Here is a 14,660-nt window from a genome sequence, read left to right as displayed (position 1 = left end):
CGGCCCCCTCTGGTGAAATACCTTCACTGCAAACGCCCTGAATCTTCAACCCAGCAGGGGCCGCGGGACTGGCTTCGCCAGACCGCAGGCGCAGCGGCCCCCTCGGGGGGCAGGGAGCTACACGAAGTGAGCGACCGTGGGGGCCAAGTTATGATTCCTCATGAGCTTTTTTGCCGTTTTGTTTGCACTCATCATCGAACAGGCCCGTCCGCTGGCCCGCGGCAACTGGATTCATGCGGGATTTCGGGGCTGGGCCCGCTGGACCAACCGCAGCCTGGATGCCGGCAAACCGCACCATGGCTGGATCGCATGGACGGTCGCCGTGCTGGTGCCGGCGCTGGTCACCTTCCTGATTCACTGGCTGCTGTGGACCATCAATCCCGTGCTGGCTTTTGCCTGGAACGTGGCAATCCTCTATGTCACGCTGGGCTTCCGGCAATTCAGCCACTACTTCACGGACATACGCGACGCGCTGGATGACGGCGACGAAACGACGGCGCGCGAATTGCTGGCGCAGTGGCGCCAGGTCGATGCGAGCGAGCTTCCGCGCAGCGAAATCGTCCGCCACGTGATTGAATATTCGGTGCTGGCCGCGCACCGCCATGTGTTCGGCGTGCTGGGCTGGTTTTCGGTGCTCGCCGCGCTGGGGCTGGGGCCTGCGGGCGCTGTGCTCTACCGCATGAGCGAGTTCGTTTCACGCTACTGGGCCTATAAAAGAAGGACCGCCGCCGCGGCAGGCGAGGGCGCCAGCACGGCGCTGCAGCTCGCCGCAAGCCGAGCCTGGGGCGTGATTGATTTTGTGCCCGCCCGTGTCACCTCGCTGGGTTTCGCGGTGGTCGGCAGTTTTGAAGACGCCATTGATGCCTGGCGCAACTACACGCACCGGTTTCCGGTTGGCACACCTTCGGCCTCTGAAAACCGCAACGACGGGATCATCCTGGCTGCCACGTCCGGTGCCGTGAACGTGCGCCTGGGCGGCGAAGCGCTCAAGACCACGTTTTCAGCGGACACCTCGCAAAGTTTCCAGGCGGGTGGCCTGGACGCGGAAGACGGCATCGCCACAGAAGCCACGCCTGGCCGGGAGCCCGAAGTGGCGCACCTGCGAAGCATCGTGGGGCTGGTGTGGCGTTCCGTGGTGCTGTGGATGGTCTTGCTGGCGCTGCTGACCCTGGCACGCCTGCTCGGATGAGCGGTAGCACGCCTTCCGCCTTGCCCTTCGGGCAATCCTTCTGGAGCCCTGCGGTGCGCGATCTCGTGCCGTATGTGCCGGGGGAGCAGCCCGGCGTTGCGGACCTGGTCAAGCTCAACACCAACGAGAACCCCTACCCGCCATCGCCCCGTGTCGTTGCCGCCATCACGGCCGCGGCGCAAAACGGCCTGCAGCTTTATCCCGACCCGCAGGCCAATGCACTCAGGCGGGCGATTGCCGGCTACCACGGCATAGACGCGGGCCAGGTGTTTGCCGGCAATGGTTCGGATGAAGTGCTGGCGCACGCTTTCTGCGCATTTTTCCGCCACGGCCAGCCCCTGTTGATGCCGGATGTCAGCTACAGCTTTTACAAGGTGTACTGCGGGCTCTATGGCATTGAGGCCGGGCTCGTGCCGCTGGATGCGTCCCTGCGCATCCATGTGGCGGATTACACAGCGCCATGCGCGGGCGTGGTGATTGCCAACCCGAATGCGCCCACCGGTACCGGCCTGCCGCTGGCGCAGATCGAGCAACTGTTGCAGCAACAGCCCGAGCGGGTTGTACTGGTAGACGAGGCCTATGTGGATTTCGGCGGCGAAACCGCCATCGGACTGATTGCGCGATACCCCAACCTGCTGGTGGTGCACACGCTGTCCAAATCGCGCTCGCTGGCCGGGTTGCGCGTTGGTTTTGCCGCCGGCCAGCGCCACCTGATCGAAGCCCTTGAGCGCGTGAAAGACAGCTTCAATTCCTATCCGCTGGACCGCCTGGCCATCGCCGGCGCCGTGGCGGCTTACGAGGACCGGGCTTATTTTGAAGCGACCTGCGCGGCCGTTATCCAGAGTCGCGATCTGCTAAGCCGGCAGCTGCAAGGCATGGGCTTTGAGGTCCTGCCTTCGCAGGCCAACTTCCTGCTGGCTCGTCATCCTGGCCATGACGCAGCGGCCTTCGCGGCCGGCTTGCGCGAAAAAAGCATCCTGGTGCGCCATTTCAGGCAGCCGCGTATCGACCAGCATTTGCGCATCAGCGTGGGCACCCCGGCGCAATGTGAGGCGCTGGTGCAGGCCTGTCGCGAGCTGCTCAAAGCCTGACGCTATTGCCTGGCCGGGGCGCTGCCCGTCAATTCCCCTCAATAGCGGGGTTGCGACAGTTCGGCGAACAACTCGCTATACAAACGATAGCGGCTCGCGCTGATTCCGTCTGGGCTGGGGCCCGATTTGACCTCTGAAATCACGCCACAACCCGGCTCATGCAGGTGCGTGCAGTTGTAGAACTTGCAGTCCTGTGCGTGCGCCTTGAGGTCGGGCATGTAGTTGGCCAGCTGCACTGGGTCAATGTGGTGCAGTCCGAACTCCTGGAAGCCCGGCGAGTCGATCAGCGCGGTGGTCCTCTGGCCGTCCGTCCCGGTATTCACCCAGTACAGCGTGGTACTGGTGGTGGTGTGTTTGCCTGAATTCAGGGCCTGTGATATTTCCGCCGTCAGCACCCGCGCGTCGGGCACAAGAAGATTGGTCAGGCTGCTTTTACCGGCGCCTGAAGGTCCCAGCACCAGCGTCTTCTTGTCTCGCAGCAAATCCGTCAGTTCCTGCAGCTCCGGGTGCGGGGCATCGGCCGGCTCGCTTGTCGCTGTTTTGGGCTTGATGGCCAGAGAAAGCATTCTGTAGCCCATGGCCCGGTAGGGCGCCAGCTTGGCCCAGGCGCGCCCGAAAGGCTCGGCAAGGTCGCTTTTGTTCAGGGCGATGATGGGGGTGATGCCCTCGGCTTCAGCAGCAATCAGCGCGCGGGTCAGCTGGCTTTCCGAGAACTCGGGCTCGGCTGCGATGAGGATCAGCACCTGGTCGAGGTTGGCCGCGAAGGATTTGGTGCGCATCTCATCCTGCCGGTAAAACAGGTTGCGGCGCTCTTCGATTTTCTCGATGGTGCCTTCGTCTTCGGAAGGCAGCCAGCGAATGCGGTCTCCCACCACGGCCTGGCTTTTCTTGCCGCGCGGGTGGCAGATCACGCGTTCACCGGTATCGGTCTCCACCAGCACGTGCCGGCCAAAGCCCGCCACCACCAGCCCGGGCCGCGTGCCCGCGACGGGAGCGGCGGCTGGGCGCGCCGGTTTGCTCAAGCCAGCAAGGCGTCAACCTTCGACGCGCAGAAAAAATCACTGACAGAGACACCCTCGACGTCGTGCGTGTTGAAACGCACGGTGCATTTGCCGTAGCTCACGGCCAGGTCGGGGTGGTGGTCTTCGGCATTCGCAATGAAGGCCAGTGCGTTGACGAAGGCGATGGTCTCGTAGTAGTTTTTGAAGCTGTAGGTTTTTTCCAGCGAACCGTCGATCAGGCGCCAGCCCAGGGGCTGCTCGCCATTGAGCTTGCTCAGCTGGGTGACGATTTCCGTGGCGCTCAGGGCGCGGCGGTTTTGGTGAATCGGGTTGCTCATGTCGCGGTGCTTTCAACGGAAGGAGTCATGCGGCCCAGCCGTTCGGAGGCAGGCGGATGCGAATAGTAAAACTTCACAAACACCGGGTCGGGCGTCAAGGTACTGGCGTTGTCCTGGTAGAGCTTGAGCAGCGCGCTTTGCAAGTCCTTGCCGTCGGTCTGGGCCACGGCGTAGGCGTCGGCCTCGAACTCGTGTTTGCGCGAGAACTGCGCAAACACCGGCGAAATGAAGAAACTGAAGAGCGGCACCACCAGCAAAAAGAGCAGCAGCGCCAGCGCGTCGTTGGCGCCGGTGAGGTTGGGCCGCACGCCCAGGCCCGTGTAGAACCACACCTGCGACGACAACCAGCCCAGCAAGGCAAAACCGGCCAGGCTCATGGCAAACATCGAGACGATGCGTTTGATGATGTGCTTGTGCTTGAAATGGCCCAGCTCATGCGCGAGCACGGCGTCCACTTCACCGGGGTTGAGCTGCTTGAGCAGGGTGTCGTAAAACACCACGCGCTTGGCCGCGCCGAAGCCGGTGAAATAGGCATTGGCGTGGGCCGAGCGTTTGCTGCCGTCCATTACGAACAGACCTTTCGCCGCAAAGCCGCAGCGCTGCATCAGGGCCGTCACGCGCGCCTTCAGTGTTTCGTCCTCGAGCGGTTTGAACTTGTTGAACATCGGTGCGACGACGGTGGGGTAGAGCACCAGCACCAGCAGGTTAAAGCCCATCCAGGCACCCCAGGCCCACAGCCACCAGAGGCTTCCCGCGCTGCCCATCAGCCACAGGATGAGCGCCACGATGGGCAGGCCGATGACGATGCCGACCACCGTCGACTTCACCAGGTCGGCCAGCCAGAGTTTCAAGGTCATCTTGTTAAAGCCGAAACGCTCTTCAATGCGGAAGGTGCTGTACAGGGTGAAGGGCAGGTCGAGCAAACCGCTGATGAGGCCAAAAGCGGCCAGCAGGGCCAGCTGCGGCACCAGCGCGCCCCAGGCGGCCAGGCCCGAACCGGCTATCGCCTGGTTCAGCGCGTCGATGCCGCCCAGCAGTGTCCAGCCCAGCAGCACGGCGGCGGCGAAAGCCATCTCCAGCATGCCGAAGCGTGCCTTGGCGATGGTGTAGTCGGCTGCCTTCTGGTGCGCCTGCAGCGAAATGGTGGCCGCGAAAGCGGCGGGCACCGCGTTCCGGTTCCGTGCCACATGGCGGATCTGCCGCGAAGCCAGATAGAACTTCGTGAGCAGCCCCAGCACCAGAAAGGCAGAAAACACCCCGGTGAAAACAAGCGAATAGTCGGTCATGGCTGGCAGTTTAGGCGATCAGCGAGAATCGCAAGATGCCTGAAACTGAACCCCTACTTAAAAAATCAGACCAGAACCTCGTCTGGCTGGACTGCGAAATGACCGGCCTCGACCCGGAAAAAGAACGCCTGATCGAGATCGCCGTCATCGTCACGGGCCCGCAACTCACGCCGCGCATTGAAGGCCCGGTTCTGGCGATCCACCAGACCGACGAGTTGCTGGACCAGATGGACAACTGGAACAAGGGCACCCACGGGCGCAGCGGCCTGATCGACAAGGTCAAGGCCAGCACCGTGGACGAGGCAGATGCCGAAGCGCAGATTCTGGCTTTTTTGGCCCGGTACGTTCCCAAGGGTGTTTCGCCGCTGTGCGGCAACACGATCAGCCAGGACAGGCGCTTCCTGGTCAAGTACATGCCTAAGCTGGAAGCCTTCCTGCATTACCGCAACGTGGATGTCAGTACCTTCAAGGAGCTGGCCAAACGCTGGAGTCCCGAGGTCTACAGCGCCTTCAAAAAGCGCCAGAGCCATACCGCCCTGGCCGATGTGCATGAGTCGATTGACGAACTTGAGCACTATCGGCAACACTTCCTGAAGTGAATTCTGCGTAAGCCATTTCGGGGTCTTGACCAGACGGGACGAGCGCCGGCAGCTATTGAAATGATAGCGAGTGCGCACGCTACAGGCTTGCGGCAGGAAGCCGCAATGCCCACGGTTGAGCAGGGGACTGGTAGAAACCCGTAAAGCACGCTATAATCGTGGGCTTGCAGTGCACTGGGTGCCCTGCATTTGTACATCTACCTCACACTTTTGACTCCAATAACGGAGTCACCGCTTCGGGCACATTTCTGCTGCCTGAACCGCATATTCGTTTGATGGTTGATGTTTTATTAACCATGAACGAATCCTCCGCATCGCGGGGGTGAAGTTTCCTGTTCCTTCGCCAAAAGCGTTGCGCACAGGTGATTAGTGAGAAAAAACATGACTGACTCTTTTGAGGCTCGTGGCGACGTTTTGCCCGACACAAATATTGATACCACCGCTGAAGCCGTGATCCACGTGATTCCGGACTTTTCTTCGGACGAGCCTTCGATGGCTCCCACCTCCCTGGAAGCCGTAGCAGCCGAACCTAATGGTTTCGTGAAGCTGGGCCTGGCCAAGGAACTCCTGCAAGCTGTCGCTGACATGGGTTTTACCCAGCCGACGTCCGTGCAGATGGCCACCATCCCCAAGGCCATGCAGGCCCTGGACCACGACGCCAAGAGCGACCCCAAAGCCAAGTTCACCGACCTGCTGGTTTCCAGCCAGACCGGTAGCGGCAAGACCGCAGCCTTTTTGCTGCCCGTGCTGCACACCCTGCTGAAACAGCAGGAAGAAGCCGAGCGTTTTGAGCGCTCCGAATTTGAACGCCTGAGCGCCGAAGCCGTCGCCCGCGGCGAAGCACCCCTGAAAAAACCCAAGCGCAAGGACCCGACCAGCCCACGCAACTTCAAGGCCGCCACCCCCGGCGCGCTGATTTTGTGCCCGACGCGTGAATTGGCCCAACAGGTTTGCGCCGACGCGATCGACCTGGTTCGCCATTGCCGCGGCCTGCGCATTGCCAACGTGGTGGGCGGCATTCCTTACCAGCTGCAAATTGCCAAGCTGCAAAATGCCGACCTCGTGGTGGCCACCCCTGGCCGTCTGCTCGACCTGCAGCGCAGCATGCAGATCAAGCTGGATCAGGTGCAGTTCCTGGTCGTCGATGAAGCCGACCGCATGCTGGACCTCGGCTTTGCCGATGACCTGACCGAAGTCAACCAGCTCACGATCGAACGCAAGCAGACCATGATGTTCAGCGCCACGTTTGCGCCGCGCATCATGCAATTGGCCACGCGCGTCATGCGCCAGCCGCAGCGCGTCGAGATCGACTCGCCGCACGAAAAACATGCGTCGATCACCCAGTCTCTGCTGTGGGCCGACAACATGACCCACAAGCGCAAGCTGCTGGACCATTCGCTGCGCGATACCACCATGAACCAGTCGATCGTGTTTGCCTGCACCCAGGTTGAATGTGACGGCCTGGCCAATGACCTGGTGCAGGAAGGTTTCAGCGCCGTGGCGCTGCATGGCGCGCTGGGCCAGGGCCTGCGCAACCGCCGCCTGATGGCTTTCCGCGATGGCCGCGTCCAGATTTTGGTCGCGACCGACGTGGCTGCCCGCGGCCTGGACGTTCCGTCGATCACCCACGTGATCAACTACGGCCTGCCGATGAAAGCTGAAGACTATGTGCACCGCATTGGCCGTACCGGCCGTGCCGGGCGCGAAGGCCAGGCGATCACGATTGCCGAATTCCGCGATCGCCGCAAGATCCAGGACATCGAGCACTACATGCAGCAGAACCTCAAGCCCAGCGTGATCGCCGGACTCGAGCCACAGCAGCGTTTTGCCCCGACCTCCGACCGCCCACGCGGCAACTTCGGTGGTGACCGCGGCGACCGCGGTGGCCGCAGCTTCGGTGGTGGTGATCGCGGCGGCTATGCCGGCCGCAAGCCGGCAGGCGGCTTTGGTGGTGGTGCTGGCGGTGGTTTCGGCGGCGGTGCTCCCCGTCACAATGACCGTGACGACCGCGCTCCCTTCCAGGGCCGCGCGCCCGGACCACAAGGTGGCTATGGCGATCGTTCCGGTTTCAATGACCGCGGCCCGCGCCGCCAGGATGACCGTGGTTTTGGTGGCGGCAACAACACCGGTTTCGCGCCGCGTGAAGACCGCAATTTCGGCGCCCGCAACGAAGGCTTTGCACCGCGCCCTGACTTTGCCAATCGCAAGCCAGGCGGCTTTGCTAAGCCAGCTGGCAAGGTGTTTGTGCCCCGCGACGCTGCCAAGAAGGCCGGCAAGTTTTCCAAGCCAGCGCGTGACTGAACGTTAAAAGACGGTCCTTGGTGGCCGCCTTCAGAAAAATGCCGCTGCAGAGCAATTTGCAGCGGCATTTTTCATGGGTGTGACCGGCTCATATCGTGCTGATTGCTATGAATTTAATAGCTGCTTGCGCTGGTTGGAATTGGCTTGCAGGCCAATTTTATGAAGAAAGGCTGGTTGCCTGCATGCCTGCATGCCTGCATGGGCAGCACAAGTCAGCTCATGCCATTGCGGCTGGCCAGCTCGACAAAAAGCGCCGACTGATCGAGATCGGTCAGGCCGTTTTCAACACCTTCGGCATAGAGCCGTTCAAAGAGTGCCGTGACCGGTGCTTCAAAGCCGATCTCCTGTGCGGTGGCCAGCGCATTGCGCATGTCCTTGAGCTGGATGTCCATGCGGGCGCGCGGCGCGAAGTCGCGCTCCAGCATGCGCTGGCCGTGCAGTTGCAGCACGCGGCTGTCGGCAAAGCCGCCGGTAATCGCTTCCTTGACTTTCGCCATGTCGGCCCCGCCGCGCGCGGTGAACAGCAGCGCCTCGGCCACCGCGCCTATGGTGATGCCCACAATCATCTGGTTGGCCAGCTTGGTGAGCTGGCCGCTGCCGTGCGGGCCCACATGCACGGCGTGGCCAAGGTGCTTGAGTACAGGCAGGGCTCGCGCGAAATCTTCCGCCTTGCCACCGGCCATGATGGCCAGCGTGCCGCTTTGCGCGCCGCCCGGGCCGCCTGAAACCGGCGCATCCACGTGGGCGATGCCCAATGCGCCCAGACGCGCCGCATGGTCGCGCGCTTCGCGCGGCTGGATGGACGCCATGTCTAAAAAGAGCGCGCCCGGGTTCATCGCGGCGGCCACGCCCTGCGTGAACAGCACGTCTTCAACGACCGGGCCGCTTTCGAGCATGCTGATGACGATGTCGGCAGCGGCCACCGCGGCACCGGCTTGCGTGTGTTGCGTAGCGCCTAGCGCCGCCAGCGAGTCGGCCTTGCCCGGCGTGCGGTTCCATGCCTGCAGTGTGTAGCCCGCCTCGCACAGGCGCCTGGCCATGGGCAAGCCCATGATGCCCGTACCCAAAAGCGCGATGCGGGGCAGGGGCATGTCGCTGGTGATGGTCAATTCGTGTCCTCAGAATGGCTTTGAGCCATCATGAAGGAACCGGCAGGAAGAAGGCTGTCAGGCAGCTTTCTAGGCGGCTTTTTTCATCGCCGGCGCAAACATGCTTTCCATCTCCTGGCGCACTTTCCACGCGTGGGTCGATGTGTCCATCGCCACATCGGCCCAGCTCAGGCTCTGCCCCTTTTTGACCGCGCGCAGGACCTTCACGTGATGCGCCAGGCCCAGAGGCAGCCCGCCCATCTTCATGGAAGTATCGGCCGGCAGCAGCTTGCCCCACACGGTGTAGCCGCCTTCGCCGTCCAGCATGTCGCCGGGTTTCAGGTCGCGTTTGGCGGTGGCCACCACGTCGGCGTTCCAGCAGGTTGCCACACCGGTGGGTTCACCGCGCAGCGCCACGCTGGCGACCGACACGCCGACTTCCAGCCCGATCAGGTGCCAGCGTTTGTACAGGGTGAAGTAGCGCCCGCTCGGGTCGGTGTGGGCGTTGTATTCCTCAAAACAGTTCTTGATGTAGTCGGTCTCGGCCTCCACGGTGACCCAGACGCCCATGCGGATGTCGTAGGGAATCTTGCGGCCGTTGGCTTCCAGCGACGAGATCACTTCGACCATGCCCTTGCGCTCAAGCACGCCGCCTTCGCTGATGGGCCGCGTGACGTACGGAATGTCTTCAACGCTGGCCGGCGGATAGAGCAGGCCGTTGCTCGGCACCGTGAGGCCCGTGGCGTTGGCCACGGCGGTCGATTCGATGGACGGCTTGGAGCCGTCGAGAAAGCTGTTGAACATCTTCGGGTTGAGCCCGCCGCGCTCGGCCTGCTCGGGCGTGAGGCCGTAGTGGCCCCACACTGTCTCGGGTGTTGATTCGCAAAAATGCGGCAGCCATTTGTGGCCGCGTCCTGCCGCCACCACCGGGAAGCCGCAGGTGCGCGCCCAGTCCACCAGGTCGCAAATGAGTGCCGGCTGGTCGCCAAAGGCCAGTGAATACACCACGCCGGCCTCAGCTGCCTTGCGCGCCAGCAGCGGGCCGCAGAAAGCGTCGGCTTCCACCGTCACGTTGACCACATGCTTGCCGTGTTCAAAGGCTTTCAGGCAATGCTCTACCGCCGCAATCGGGTTGCCGGTGCATTCCACAATAATGTCGATCTGCGGATGCGTGACCACCGCCCGCCAGTCGTCGGTGATCCAGGTTGCTCCTGTTTTGATAGCTTCTTGCGCAGATTCAGCTTGCGTTACAGCCGGATTCCACCCTACACGGGCAAGGTTGGCGCGCGCAGCGGCAGGCGACAGATCGGCAATCGCCACCAGGTGCACGCCCGGTGTCCGCGGAACTTGCGCCAGATACATGGAGCCGAATTTGCCGGCGCCTACGAGGCCGATGCGCACCGGTTTGCCTTCGGCCGCGCGTTGCTGGAGTTTGGTGTAAAGGTTCATGAACTCAAGCCGCCTTGCGTTCGGGCGCGATTTCTTCCATCGATGTTTGCAGCGCACTCGCCGGCACACCGTCTTTCCACGGCAAGTCCACCGGGTAGTCTTTGAGCAGGCAGTCGTCGGGCAGGCATTCAATCGGCGTGAAGTCGCGGTGCGCGATGTATTCGGGGCGTTTGTGGCGGCGGATGTGGTTGCTCACCGCGCACAGGCTCAGGTACACGCTCACCCGGTTGAAAGGCGAGAGGTTGCTGCCCGAGGCGTGCACCAGGCAGGAGTGGAACAAAATCATCGAGCCGGCCGGGCCCTTGGGGCTGACGATGCCGCCTCCGACGTGGCGGCCAGCCGCGTCGTAAGTGCCTTTGCCGCCGGCGCGCTGCACCAGCTGGCGGATCAGGTCGTTGTCCACCGTCCAGAGCGGGTAGCTGGTGGTGGTGAGGTCATGCTTCGCATTGACCACGCCCTTTTTGTGGCTGCCGGGGATGAACATCAGCGGGCCATTGTGCTCGGTGACATCGTCCATGAAGATGGCCACGTTCATCGCGCGCTCGGTCGGCATCATGTCGTCGTTGAGCCAGGTGCCGTAGTCCTGGTGCCATTGCCAGACATCGCCCTCAAAAGCCATCTTGCCGTTGATCTTGAACTGGTGCATGTAGAGCTTTTCGCCCAGCAGGTCTTCCACCGGCTCGATCATGCGCGGGTGCCGCGCGAGCCGGGCAAAAGGTTCGCTGTACATGTGCGCGGCGAAGTTGGTACGAACAGCGTCCTTGCCCTTTTCACGCACGTTGTAGTCTTCGCGCCGGCTGTAGAGCTCGGGCACGGCGTCGTTCAGTACCCGGGTTTCTTCGGGCGTGAAGAGGCCGGGGAAAAACAGGTAGCCGTCGCGATCGAATTGCGCAAGTTGCTCCGGGGTCAGTTTCATCGCATATCTCCTGTTGCGTGTTGTCGGGTGTTCAGGGCGCCGCACAAGCGCCGGTTTGGCCGAGTGCGCTGGACAGCAGGTTGGCGAGGTTGTGGCCCGCTTCCTCGCCATGCTCGCGGATCAGTGTTTCGGCCCGGGTTTCATCACCGGCCGCGATGGCCTCGGCAATGGCTTCGTGCTCATCCCAGATCGATTCGCGCATGGTCGATACCTGCAGCACAGCACCCATGGCGCGGCGGATGTGGTGCCAGTGCAGCTGCGCGCTCTGGGCGATCAGCGGGTTGCCCGAGGCGGCGTAAATGGCCGCGTGAAATTGCGCGTCGGCCGCCATCATGGCCTTGACGTCGCCGCCCCGCGCGGCCTTGCGGCCCTGGCTGATCAGTTGCGGGTCGAGCCGGCAGCGGCCTTGCGCGGCCAGCCGGGCGGCCAGCGCATCGAGTGCGCTGCGCACCTGGTAGATCTGCACCAGCCAGGCCACGTCCAGTGGCGCCACCAGCACGCCGCGCCCCGGGGCGTCCAGCACAAAGCCGTCTTTCTTCAGAAGGCGCAAAGCCTGCAGCACCGGTTGTCGCGACACCGCGAGTTGCTCGGCAATGTCTTCCTGCATGATGCGCGCACCCGGCGCCAGCGAACCTTCGCTGATGGCGTCCAGCAGGCTGCGGTAGACCTGGTCAACCAGGTCGGGAGTGGATTCGATTTTGATCAGTTGTTGCGGCATATTCATACTCTGTATACAGAATACACTGCTATCTGGAGACTGAAATTTCGGGTTTACCCGTAAAGGGCTGCGGGTGGCCGGGCTGTGCCAAGATGGCACCCGTTGAAGCCGTTTTGACACTTTCAGGAGAAGAACAATGACCCAGCCCGATCCCGCCTGGCTTGACCGCATGTACAACAACCGGGCTTTGGTGCCGGACCACGGGGTGTATTTCACGCGCTGGGCTGAGAGCTCGCAGGCCATTCGCAAGCGCGTGCCCTGCCAGATCGATATTCCTTATGGCAACCATGCGGGTGAAATGCTCGACGTGTTTGCGGCGGGTGATTTCGCCACCCATGGTGGCACCCACGGCCAGGCCGGTGCGCCGGTGCTGGTGTTCATCCACGGCGGCTACTGGCGGTCTCTCGACAAGGCCGACCATTCCTTTGTGGCGCCGGCCTTTACGCAGACGGGCGCTTGCGTCGTGGTGCCGAACTATGCGCTGTGCCCCGCGGTGACCATTCCCCAGATCACGATGCAGATGGTGGCGGCGCTGGCCTGGACCTGGCGCCACATTGCCCGTTACGGCGGGGACCCATCCCGCATCACGGTGGTGGGCCATTCAGCCGGTGGGCACCTGGCGGCCATGCTGATGGCGTGCGACTGGCAGGCCTATGCCCGTGACCTGCCGGCAGACCTTTTGAAAAATGCCCTGTCGATTTCAGGCCTGTACGACCTTGAACCCATGCGCCACACGCCTTTCCTGAAGGATTCGCTGAAACTCACGCCTGAACAGGTGCTCAAGGCCAGCCCGGCCCTGCTGCCGGCGCCGGGCCGCGGTACCTTGTACAGCGTGGCAGGTGCCGACGAAAGCGCGGAGTTCCTGCGCCAGAACGTGTTGATCCAGCAGGCCTGGGGCGCCGGGGTGGTGCCGGTCTGCGAGTCCCATCTGGGGCGCAACCATTTCAGCATCCTGGAGGCGGTAACGGAGCCGTCCAACCGGCTGCATCAGCTTGCATTGCAGCTGCTGGCGGGTAGCAGGCGCTAGCTAACCAGCCTAGATATCGACGTCGTACTCCAGCACCACGTCGGACGCCGGCAGGCCGCCCCGTATCGCCCAGTTTTCGCGTGACGCCTCACGCAGCAGCACTTTCACGTGGTCTGCGGGAATGCCGCACAGCGCGAGCTTTTGCACGATGGCCTGGTACAGGGCGCGTTTGGTTTCCAGGGATCGCCCGACGAAGCAGTCGATCGTCACCAGCGTGTAGCGGTCGCCTTTGTCGGGCGGCGCACGAAAGCGCTGCGGCTCATGGACCACCAGCCGGATGGAGGTCGTCCAGAGCGGCACCTTCAGCGCAGAGGTCAACGCCTCCTGGACGGCGTCCATGAGGGCGTTTTCTTCTTCGCCGGAATAGGGCCGGCGTACTTCAATGGCTGCGGTGGGCAAGGGGAGTGAGTCTCTTCAGGAACAAGGCCTATTGTCGCCGGAGCCGGCCTTGCTACCATTTGTTACCACCGGCCTACATCAGCAGGTGTTCCCCGGCGTTGTCGCCGCCCAGGGTCACATAGTTGACCTTGCGGATGTCCAGCAGCTTCGTGCCGCCGGCATAGCTGATGGAGCTCTGGATGTCTTCTTCCATCTCGCGCAAGGTATCGGCCAGCGTGCCCTTGACCGGCTCCAGGATGCGCTTGCCTTCCACGTGCTTGTACTCGCCCTTGTTGAAGTCCGAGGCGCTGCCGTAGTATTCCTTGAAGAGCTTGCCGTCCACCTCGACGGTCTTGCCCGGGCTTTCTTCCAGGCCCGCCAGCATGGAGCCGATCATCACCATGGTCGCGCCAAAGCGCACCGACTTGGCGATGTCGCCGTGTTCGCGAATGCCGCCGTCGGCAATGATGGGCTTGGTCGCCACGCGGGCACACCACTTGAGCGCCGACAGCTGCCAGCCGCCTGTGCCGAAGCCGGTTTTCATTTTGGTGATGCAAACCTTGCCGGGGCCGATGCCAACCTTGGTCGCGTCGGCGCCCCAGTTTTCCAGGTCGATCACCGCCTCGGGCGTGCCCACGTTGCCGGCGATCACGAAGGACGCCGGCAGCTTCTGCTTGAGGTAGGCGATCATCTTCTGCACCGTGTCGGCATGGCCGTGTGCAATGTCGATGGTGATGTAGTCGGGCACCAGGCCCTCGGCGGCCAGGCGGTCCACCGTGTCGTAGTCGGGCTTCTTCACGCCCAGGGAGATCGAGGCGTAGGCGCGGCGGGCTTTCATGTCTTTGACGAACTGGACGTTGTCCAGGTCGAAGCGGTGCATCACGTAGAAGTAGCCGTTTTTCGCCATCCAGGCGCAGATATCCTCATTGATGACGGTTTTCATGTTGGCCGGCACCACCGGGATGCGAAAGCTGCGCCCGCCCAGCGTGGCGCTGGCGTCGCATTCCGAGCGGCTTTCCACGCGGCATTTGCGCGGCAGTAGCAGGATGTTGTCGTAGTCGAAGATTTCCATGATTCCCAAGCCTTTTGAAAAACTGTTGAAGAACAGAAGGCGCTTGGACTGGACCGGTTTTGTTTTGCAGGCGCTTGATGAGAAGACAAGGCTGAAACAAAAACCGGGCGCAATTGCTTGGGCCCGGTGATTGATTCTATGCGCCTCTCACGCCAGCGCTACCCCGCAAAGCGGTATAGCCTTTATATGCATAGTGGCATCTTGATA

15 protein-coding genes are annotated in these 14,660 nt (G+C 62.6%); 6 read left to right on the top strand and 9 right to left on the bottom strand.

What is annotated here, in order from left to right:
- The first annotated feature begins 160 nt into the window (after window positions 1-160).
- Together AC1DYR_RS04025 and hisC are read left to right on the top strand one after the other, a co-directional pair.
- Window positions 161-1,189 carry a CobD/CbiB family protein gene (locus tag AC1DYR_RS04025; RefSeq protein ID WP_457279969.1) on the top strand — a complete coding sequence of 343 codons (1,029 nt, stop codon included), beginning with the start codon at window positions 161-163 and terminating at the stop codon, window positions 1,187-1,189.
- Entirely contained in the window at window positions 1,186-2,280 is a 1,095-nt protein-coding gene (hisC, locus tag AC1DYR_RS04020) for a histidinol-phosphate transaminase (protein WP_477703940.1), read from the top strand. The genes AC1DYR_RS04025 and hisC overlap by 4 nt, the downstream gene beginning before the upstream one ends.
- Before the next feature lie 38 nt (window positions 2,281-2,318).
- Here hisC and rsgA read toward each other — a convergent pair whose 3' ends face one another.
- The 3 genes from rsgA to AC1DYR_RS04005 are packed head-to-tail and all read right to left on the bottom strand — an operon-like array spanning window position 2,319 to window position 4,905.
- Window positions 2,319-3,302, bottom strand: coding sequence for a ribosome small subunit-dependent GTPase A (gene rsgA / locus AC1DYR_RS04015; RefSeq protein WP_477703939.1), 984 nt, complete (start codon window positions 3,300-3,302; stop codon window positions 2,319-2,321).
- The gene (locus AC1DYR_RS04010) at window positions 3,299-3,619 is read right to left on the bottom strand and encodes a 4a-hydroxytetrahydrobiopterin dehydratase (protein WP_477703938.1); all 321 of its coding nucleotides are present in this window, start codon (window positions 3,617-3,619) and stop codon (window positions 3,299-3,301) included. The genes rsgA and AC1DYR_RS04010 overlap by 4 nt, the downstream gene beginning before the upstream one ends.
- A complete protein-coding gene (locus tag AC1DYR_RS04005; protein ID WP_477703937.1) occupies window positions 3,616-4,905 on the bottom strand; it encodes a M48 family metallopeptidase in 1,290 nt (429 codons plus the stop codon). Before AC1DYR_RS04005 ends, AC1DYR_RS04010 begins: the two co-directional genes overlap by 4 nt.
- 35 nt (window positions 4,906-4,940) lie before the next feature.
- Here AC1DYR_RS04005 and orn point away from each other — a divergent pair, with 35 nt between their 5' ends.
- Entirely contained in the window at window positions 4,941-5,504 is a 564-nt protein-coding gene (gene orn, locus AC1DYR_RS04000; RefSeq protein WP_457279974.1) for an oligoribonuclease, read from the top strand.
- Window positions 5,505-5,885: 381 nt separating this feature from the next.
- Window positions 5,886-7,805 carry a DEAD/DEAH box helicase gene (locus AC1DYR_RS03995; protein WP_477703936.1) on the top strand — a complete coding sequence of 640 codons (1,920 nt, stop codon included), beginning with the start codon at window positions 5,886-5,888 and terminating at the stop codon, window positions 7,803-7,805.
- A gap of 212 nt (window positions 7,806-8,017) precedes the next feature.
- On the opposite strand, the gene AC1DYR_RS03990 is transcribed toward AC1DYR_RS03995, so the two are convergent.
- From AC1DYR_RS03990 to AC1DYR_RS03975, 4 genes are all read right to left on the bottom strand, one after another.
- Complete coding sequence (locus AC1DYR_RS03990) at window positions 8,018-8,896, bottom strand: NAD(P)-dependent oxidoreductase (RefSeq protein WP_477704129.1); 879 nt, start codon at window positions 8,894-8,896, stop codon at window positions 8,018-8,020.
- Window positions 8,897-8,983: 87 nt separating this feature from the next.
- The gene (locus AC1DYR_RS03985; protein WP_477703935.1) at window positions 8,984-10,342 is read right to left on the bottom strand and encodes an NAD(P)H-dependent oxidoreductase; all 1,359 of its coding nucleotides are present in this window, start codon (window positions 10,340-10,342) and stop codon (window positions 8,984-8,986) included.
- 4 nt (window positions 10,343-10,346) lie between these two features.
- Window positions 10,347-11,258, bottom strand: coding sequence for a phytanoyl-CoA dioxygenase family protein (locus AC1DYR_RS03980; RefSeq protein ID WP_477703934.1), 912 nt, complete (start codon window positions 11,256-11,258; stop codon window positions 10,347-10,349).
- Between the two features lie 31 nt (window positions 11,259-11,289).
- Window positions 11,290-11,976 (bottom strand): GntR family transcriptional regulator, encoded by a 687-nt coding sequence (locus AC1DYR_RS03975; RefSeq protein ID WP_477703933.1) that lies wholly within the window; start codon window positions 11,974-11,976, stop codon window positions 11,290-11,292.
- A gap of 136 nt (window positions 11,977-12,112) precedes the next feature.
- Here AC1DYR_RS03975 and AC1DYR_RS03970 point away from each other — a divergent pair, with 136 nt between their 5' ends.
- Window positions 12,113-13,003 carry an alpha/beta hydrolase gene (locus AC1DYR_RS03970; RefSeq protein ID WP_477703932.1) on the top strand — a complete coding sequence of 297 codons (891 nt, stop codon included), beginning with the start codon at window positions 12,113-12,115 and terminating at the stop codon, window positions 13,001-13,003.
- Between the two features lie 9 nt (window positions 13,004-13,012).
- Here the strand turns inward: AC1DYR_RS03970 and AC1DYR_RS03965 are convergent, their stop codons facing one another.
- Entirely contained in the window at window positions 13,013-13,402 is a 390-nt protein-coding gene (locus tag AC1DYR_RS03965) for a tautomerase family protein (protein WP_477703931.1), read from the bottom strand.
- A 73-nt stretch (window positions 13,403-13,475) separates the two neighbouring features.
- A complete protein-coding gene (locus AC1DYR_RS03960; protein ID WP_477703930.1) occupies window positions 13,476-14,453 on the bottom strand; it encodes a GMP reductase in 978 nt (325 codons plus the stop codon).
- Between AC1DYR_RS03960 and AC1DYR_RS03955 the strand changes: the two genes are divergently transcribed.
- Window positions 14,452-14,583, top strand: a complete 132-nt coding sequence (locus AC1DYR_RS03955) for a hypothetical protein (RefSeq protein ID WP_477703929.1) — start codon at window positions 14,452-14,454, stop codon at window positions 14,581-14,583. The two genes, AC1DYR_RS03960 and AC1DYR_RS03955, sit on opposite strands and share 2 nt — an antisense overlap.
- The last annotated feature ends 77 nt before the right edge of the window (window positions 14,584-14,660 follow it).

The organism is Polaromonas sp. P1_F9 (genome assembly GCF_056405615.1).
The sequence above is the reverse complement of the archived record's forward strand: the minus strand, read 5'-3'. Positions and strand labels throughout refer to the sequence as shown.

Bases quoted from the DNA above. Each gene is read 5' to 3' on its own strand.
- AC1DYR_RS03975 (WP_477703933.1), bottom strand. From the start codon at position 11,976: ATGCCGCAACAACTGATCAAAATCGAATCCACTCCCGACCTGGTTGAC.
- AC1DYR_RS03960 (WP_477703930.1), bottom strand. From the start codon at position 14,453: ATGGAAATCTTCGACTACGACAACATCCTGCTACTGCCGCGCAAATGC.
- AC1DYR_RS04025 (WP_457279969.1), top strand. From the start codon at position 161: ATGAGCTTTTTTGCCGTTTTGTTTGCACTCATCATCGAACAGGCCCGT.
- AC1DYR_RS03955 (WP_477703929.1), top strand. From the start codon at position 14,452: ATGATTCCCAAGCCTTTTGAAAAACTGTTGAAGAACAGAAGGCGCTTG.
- AC1DYR_RS04005 (WP_477703937.1), bottom strand. From the start codon at position 4,905: ATGACCGACTATTCGCTTGTTTTCACCGGGGTGTTTTCTGCCTTTCTG.
- hisC (WP_477703940.1), top strand. From the start codon at position 1,186: ATGAGCGGTAGCACGCCTTCCGCCTTGCCCTTCGGGCAATCCTTCTGG.
- AC1DYR_RS03995 (WP_477703936.1), top strand. From the start codon at position 5,886: ATGACTGACTCTTTTGAGGCTCGTGGCGACGTTTTGCCCGACACAAAT.
- AC1DYR_RS03980 (WP_477703934.1), bottom strand. From the start codon at position 11,258: ATGAAACTGACCCCGGAGCAACTTGCGCAATTCGATCGCGACGGCTAC.
- AC1DYR_RS04010 (WP_477703938.1), bottom strand. From the start codon at position 3,619: ATGAGCAACCCGATTCACCAAAACCGCCGCGCCCTGAGCGCCACGGAA.
- AC1DYR_RS03990 (WP_477704129.1), bottom strand. From the start codon at position 8,896: ATGCCCCTGCCCCGCATCGCGCTTTTGGGTACGGGCATCATGGGCTTG.
- AC1DYR_RS03970 (WP_477703932.1), top strand. From the start codon at position 12,113: ATGACCCAGCCCGATCCCGCCTGGCTTGACCGCATGTACAACAACCGG.
- orn (WP_457279974.1), top strand. From the start codon at position 4,941: ATGCCTGAAACTGAACCCCTACTTAAAAAATCAGACCAGAACCTCGTC.
- AC1DYR_RS03985 (WP_477703935.1), bottom strand. From the start codon at position 10,342: ATGAACCTTTACACCAAACTCCAGCAACGCGCGGCCGAAGGCAAACCG.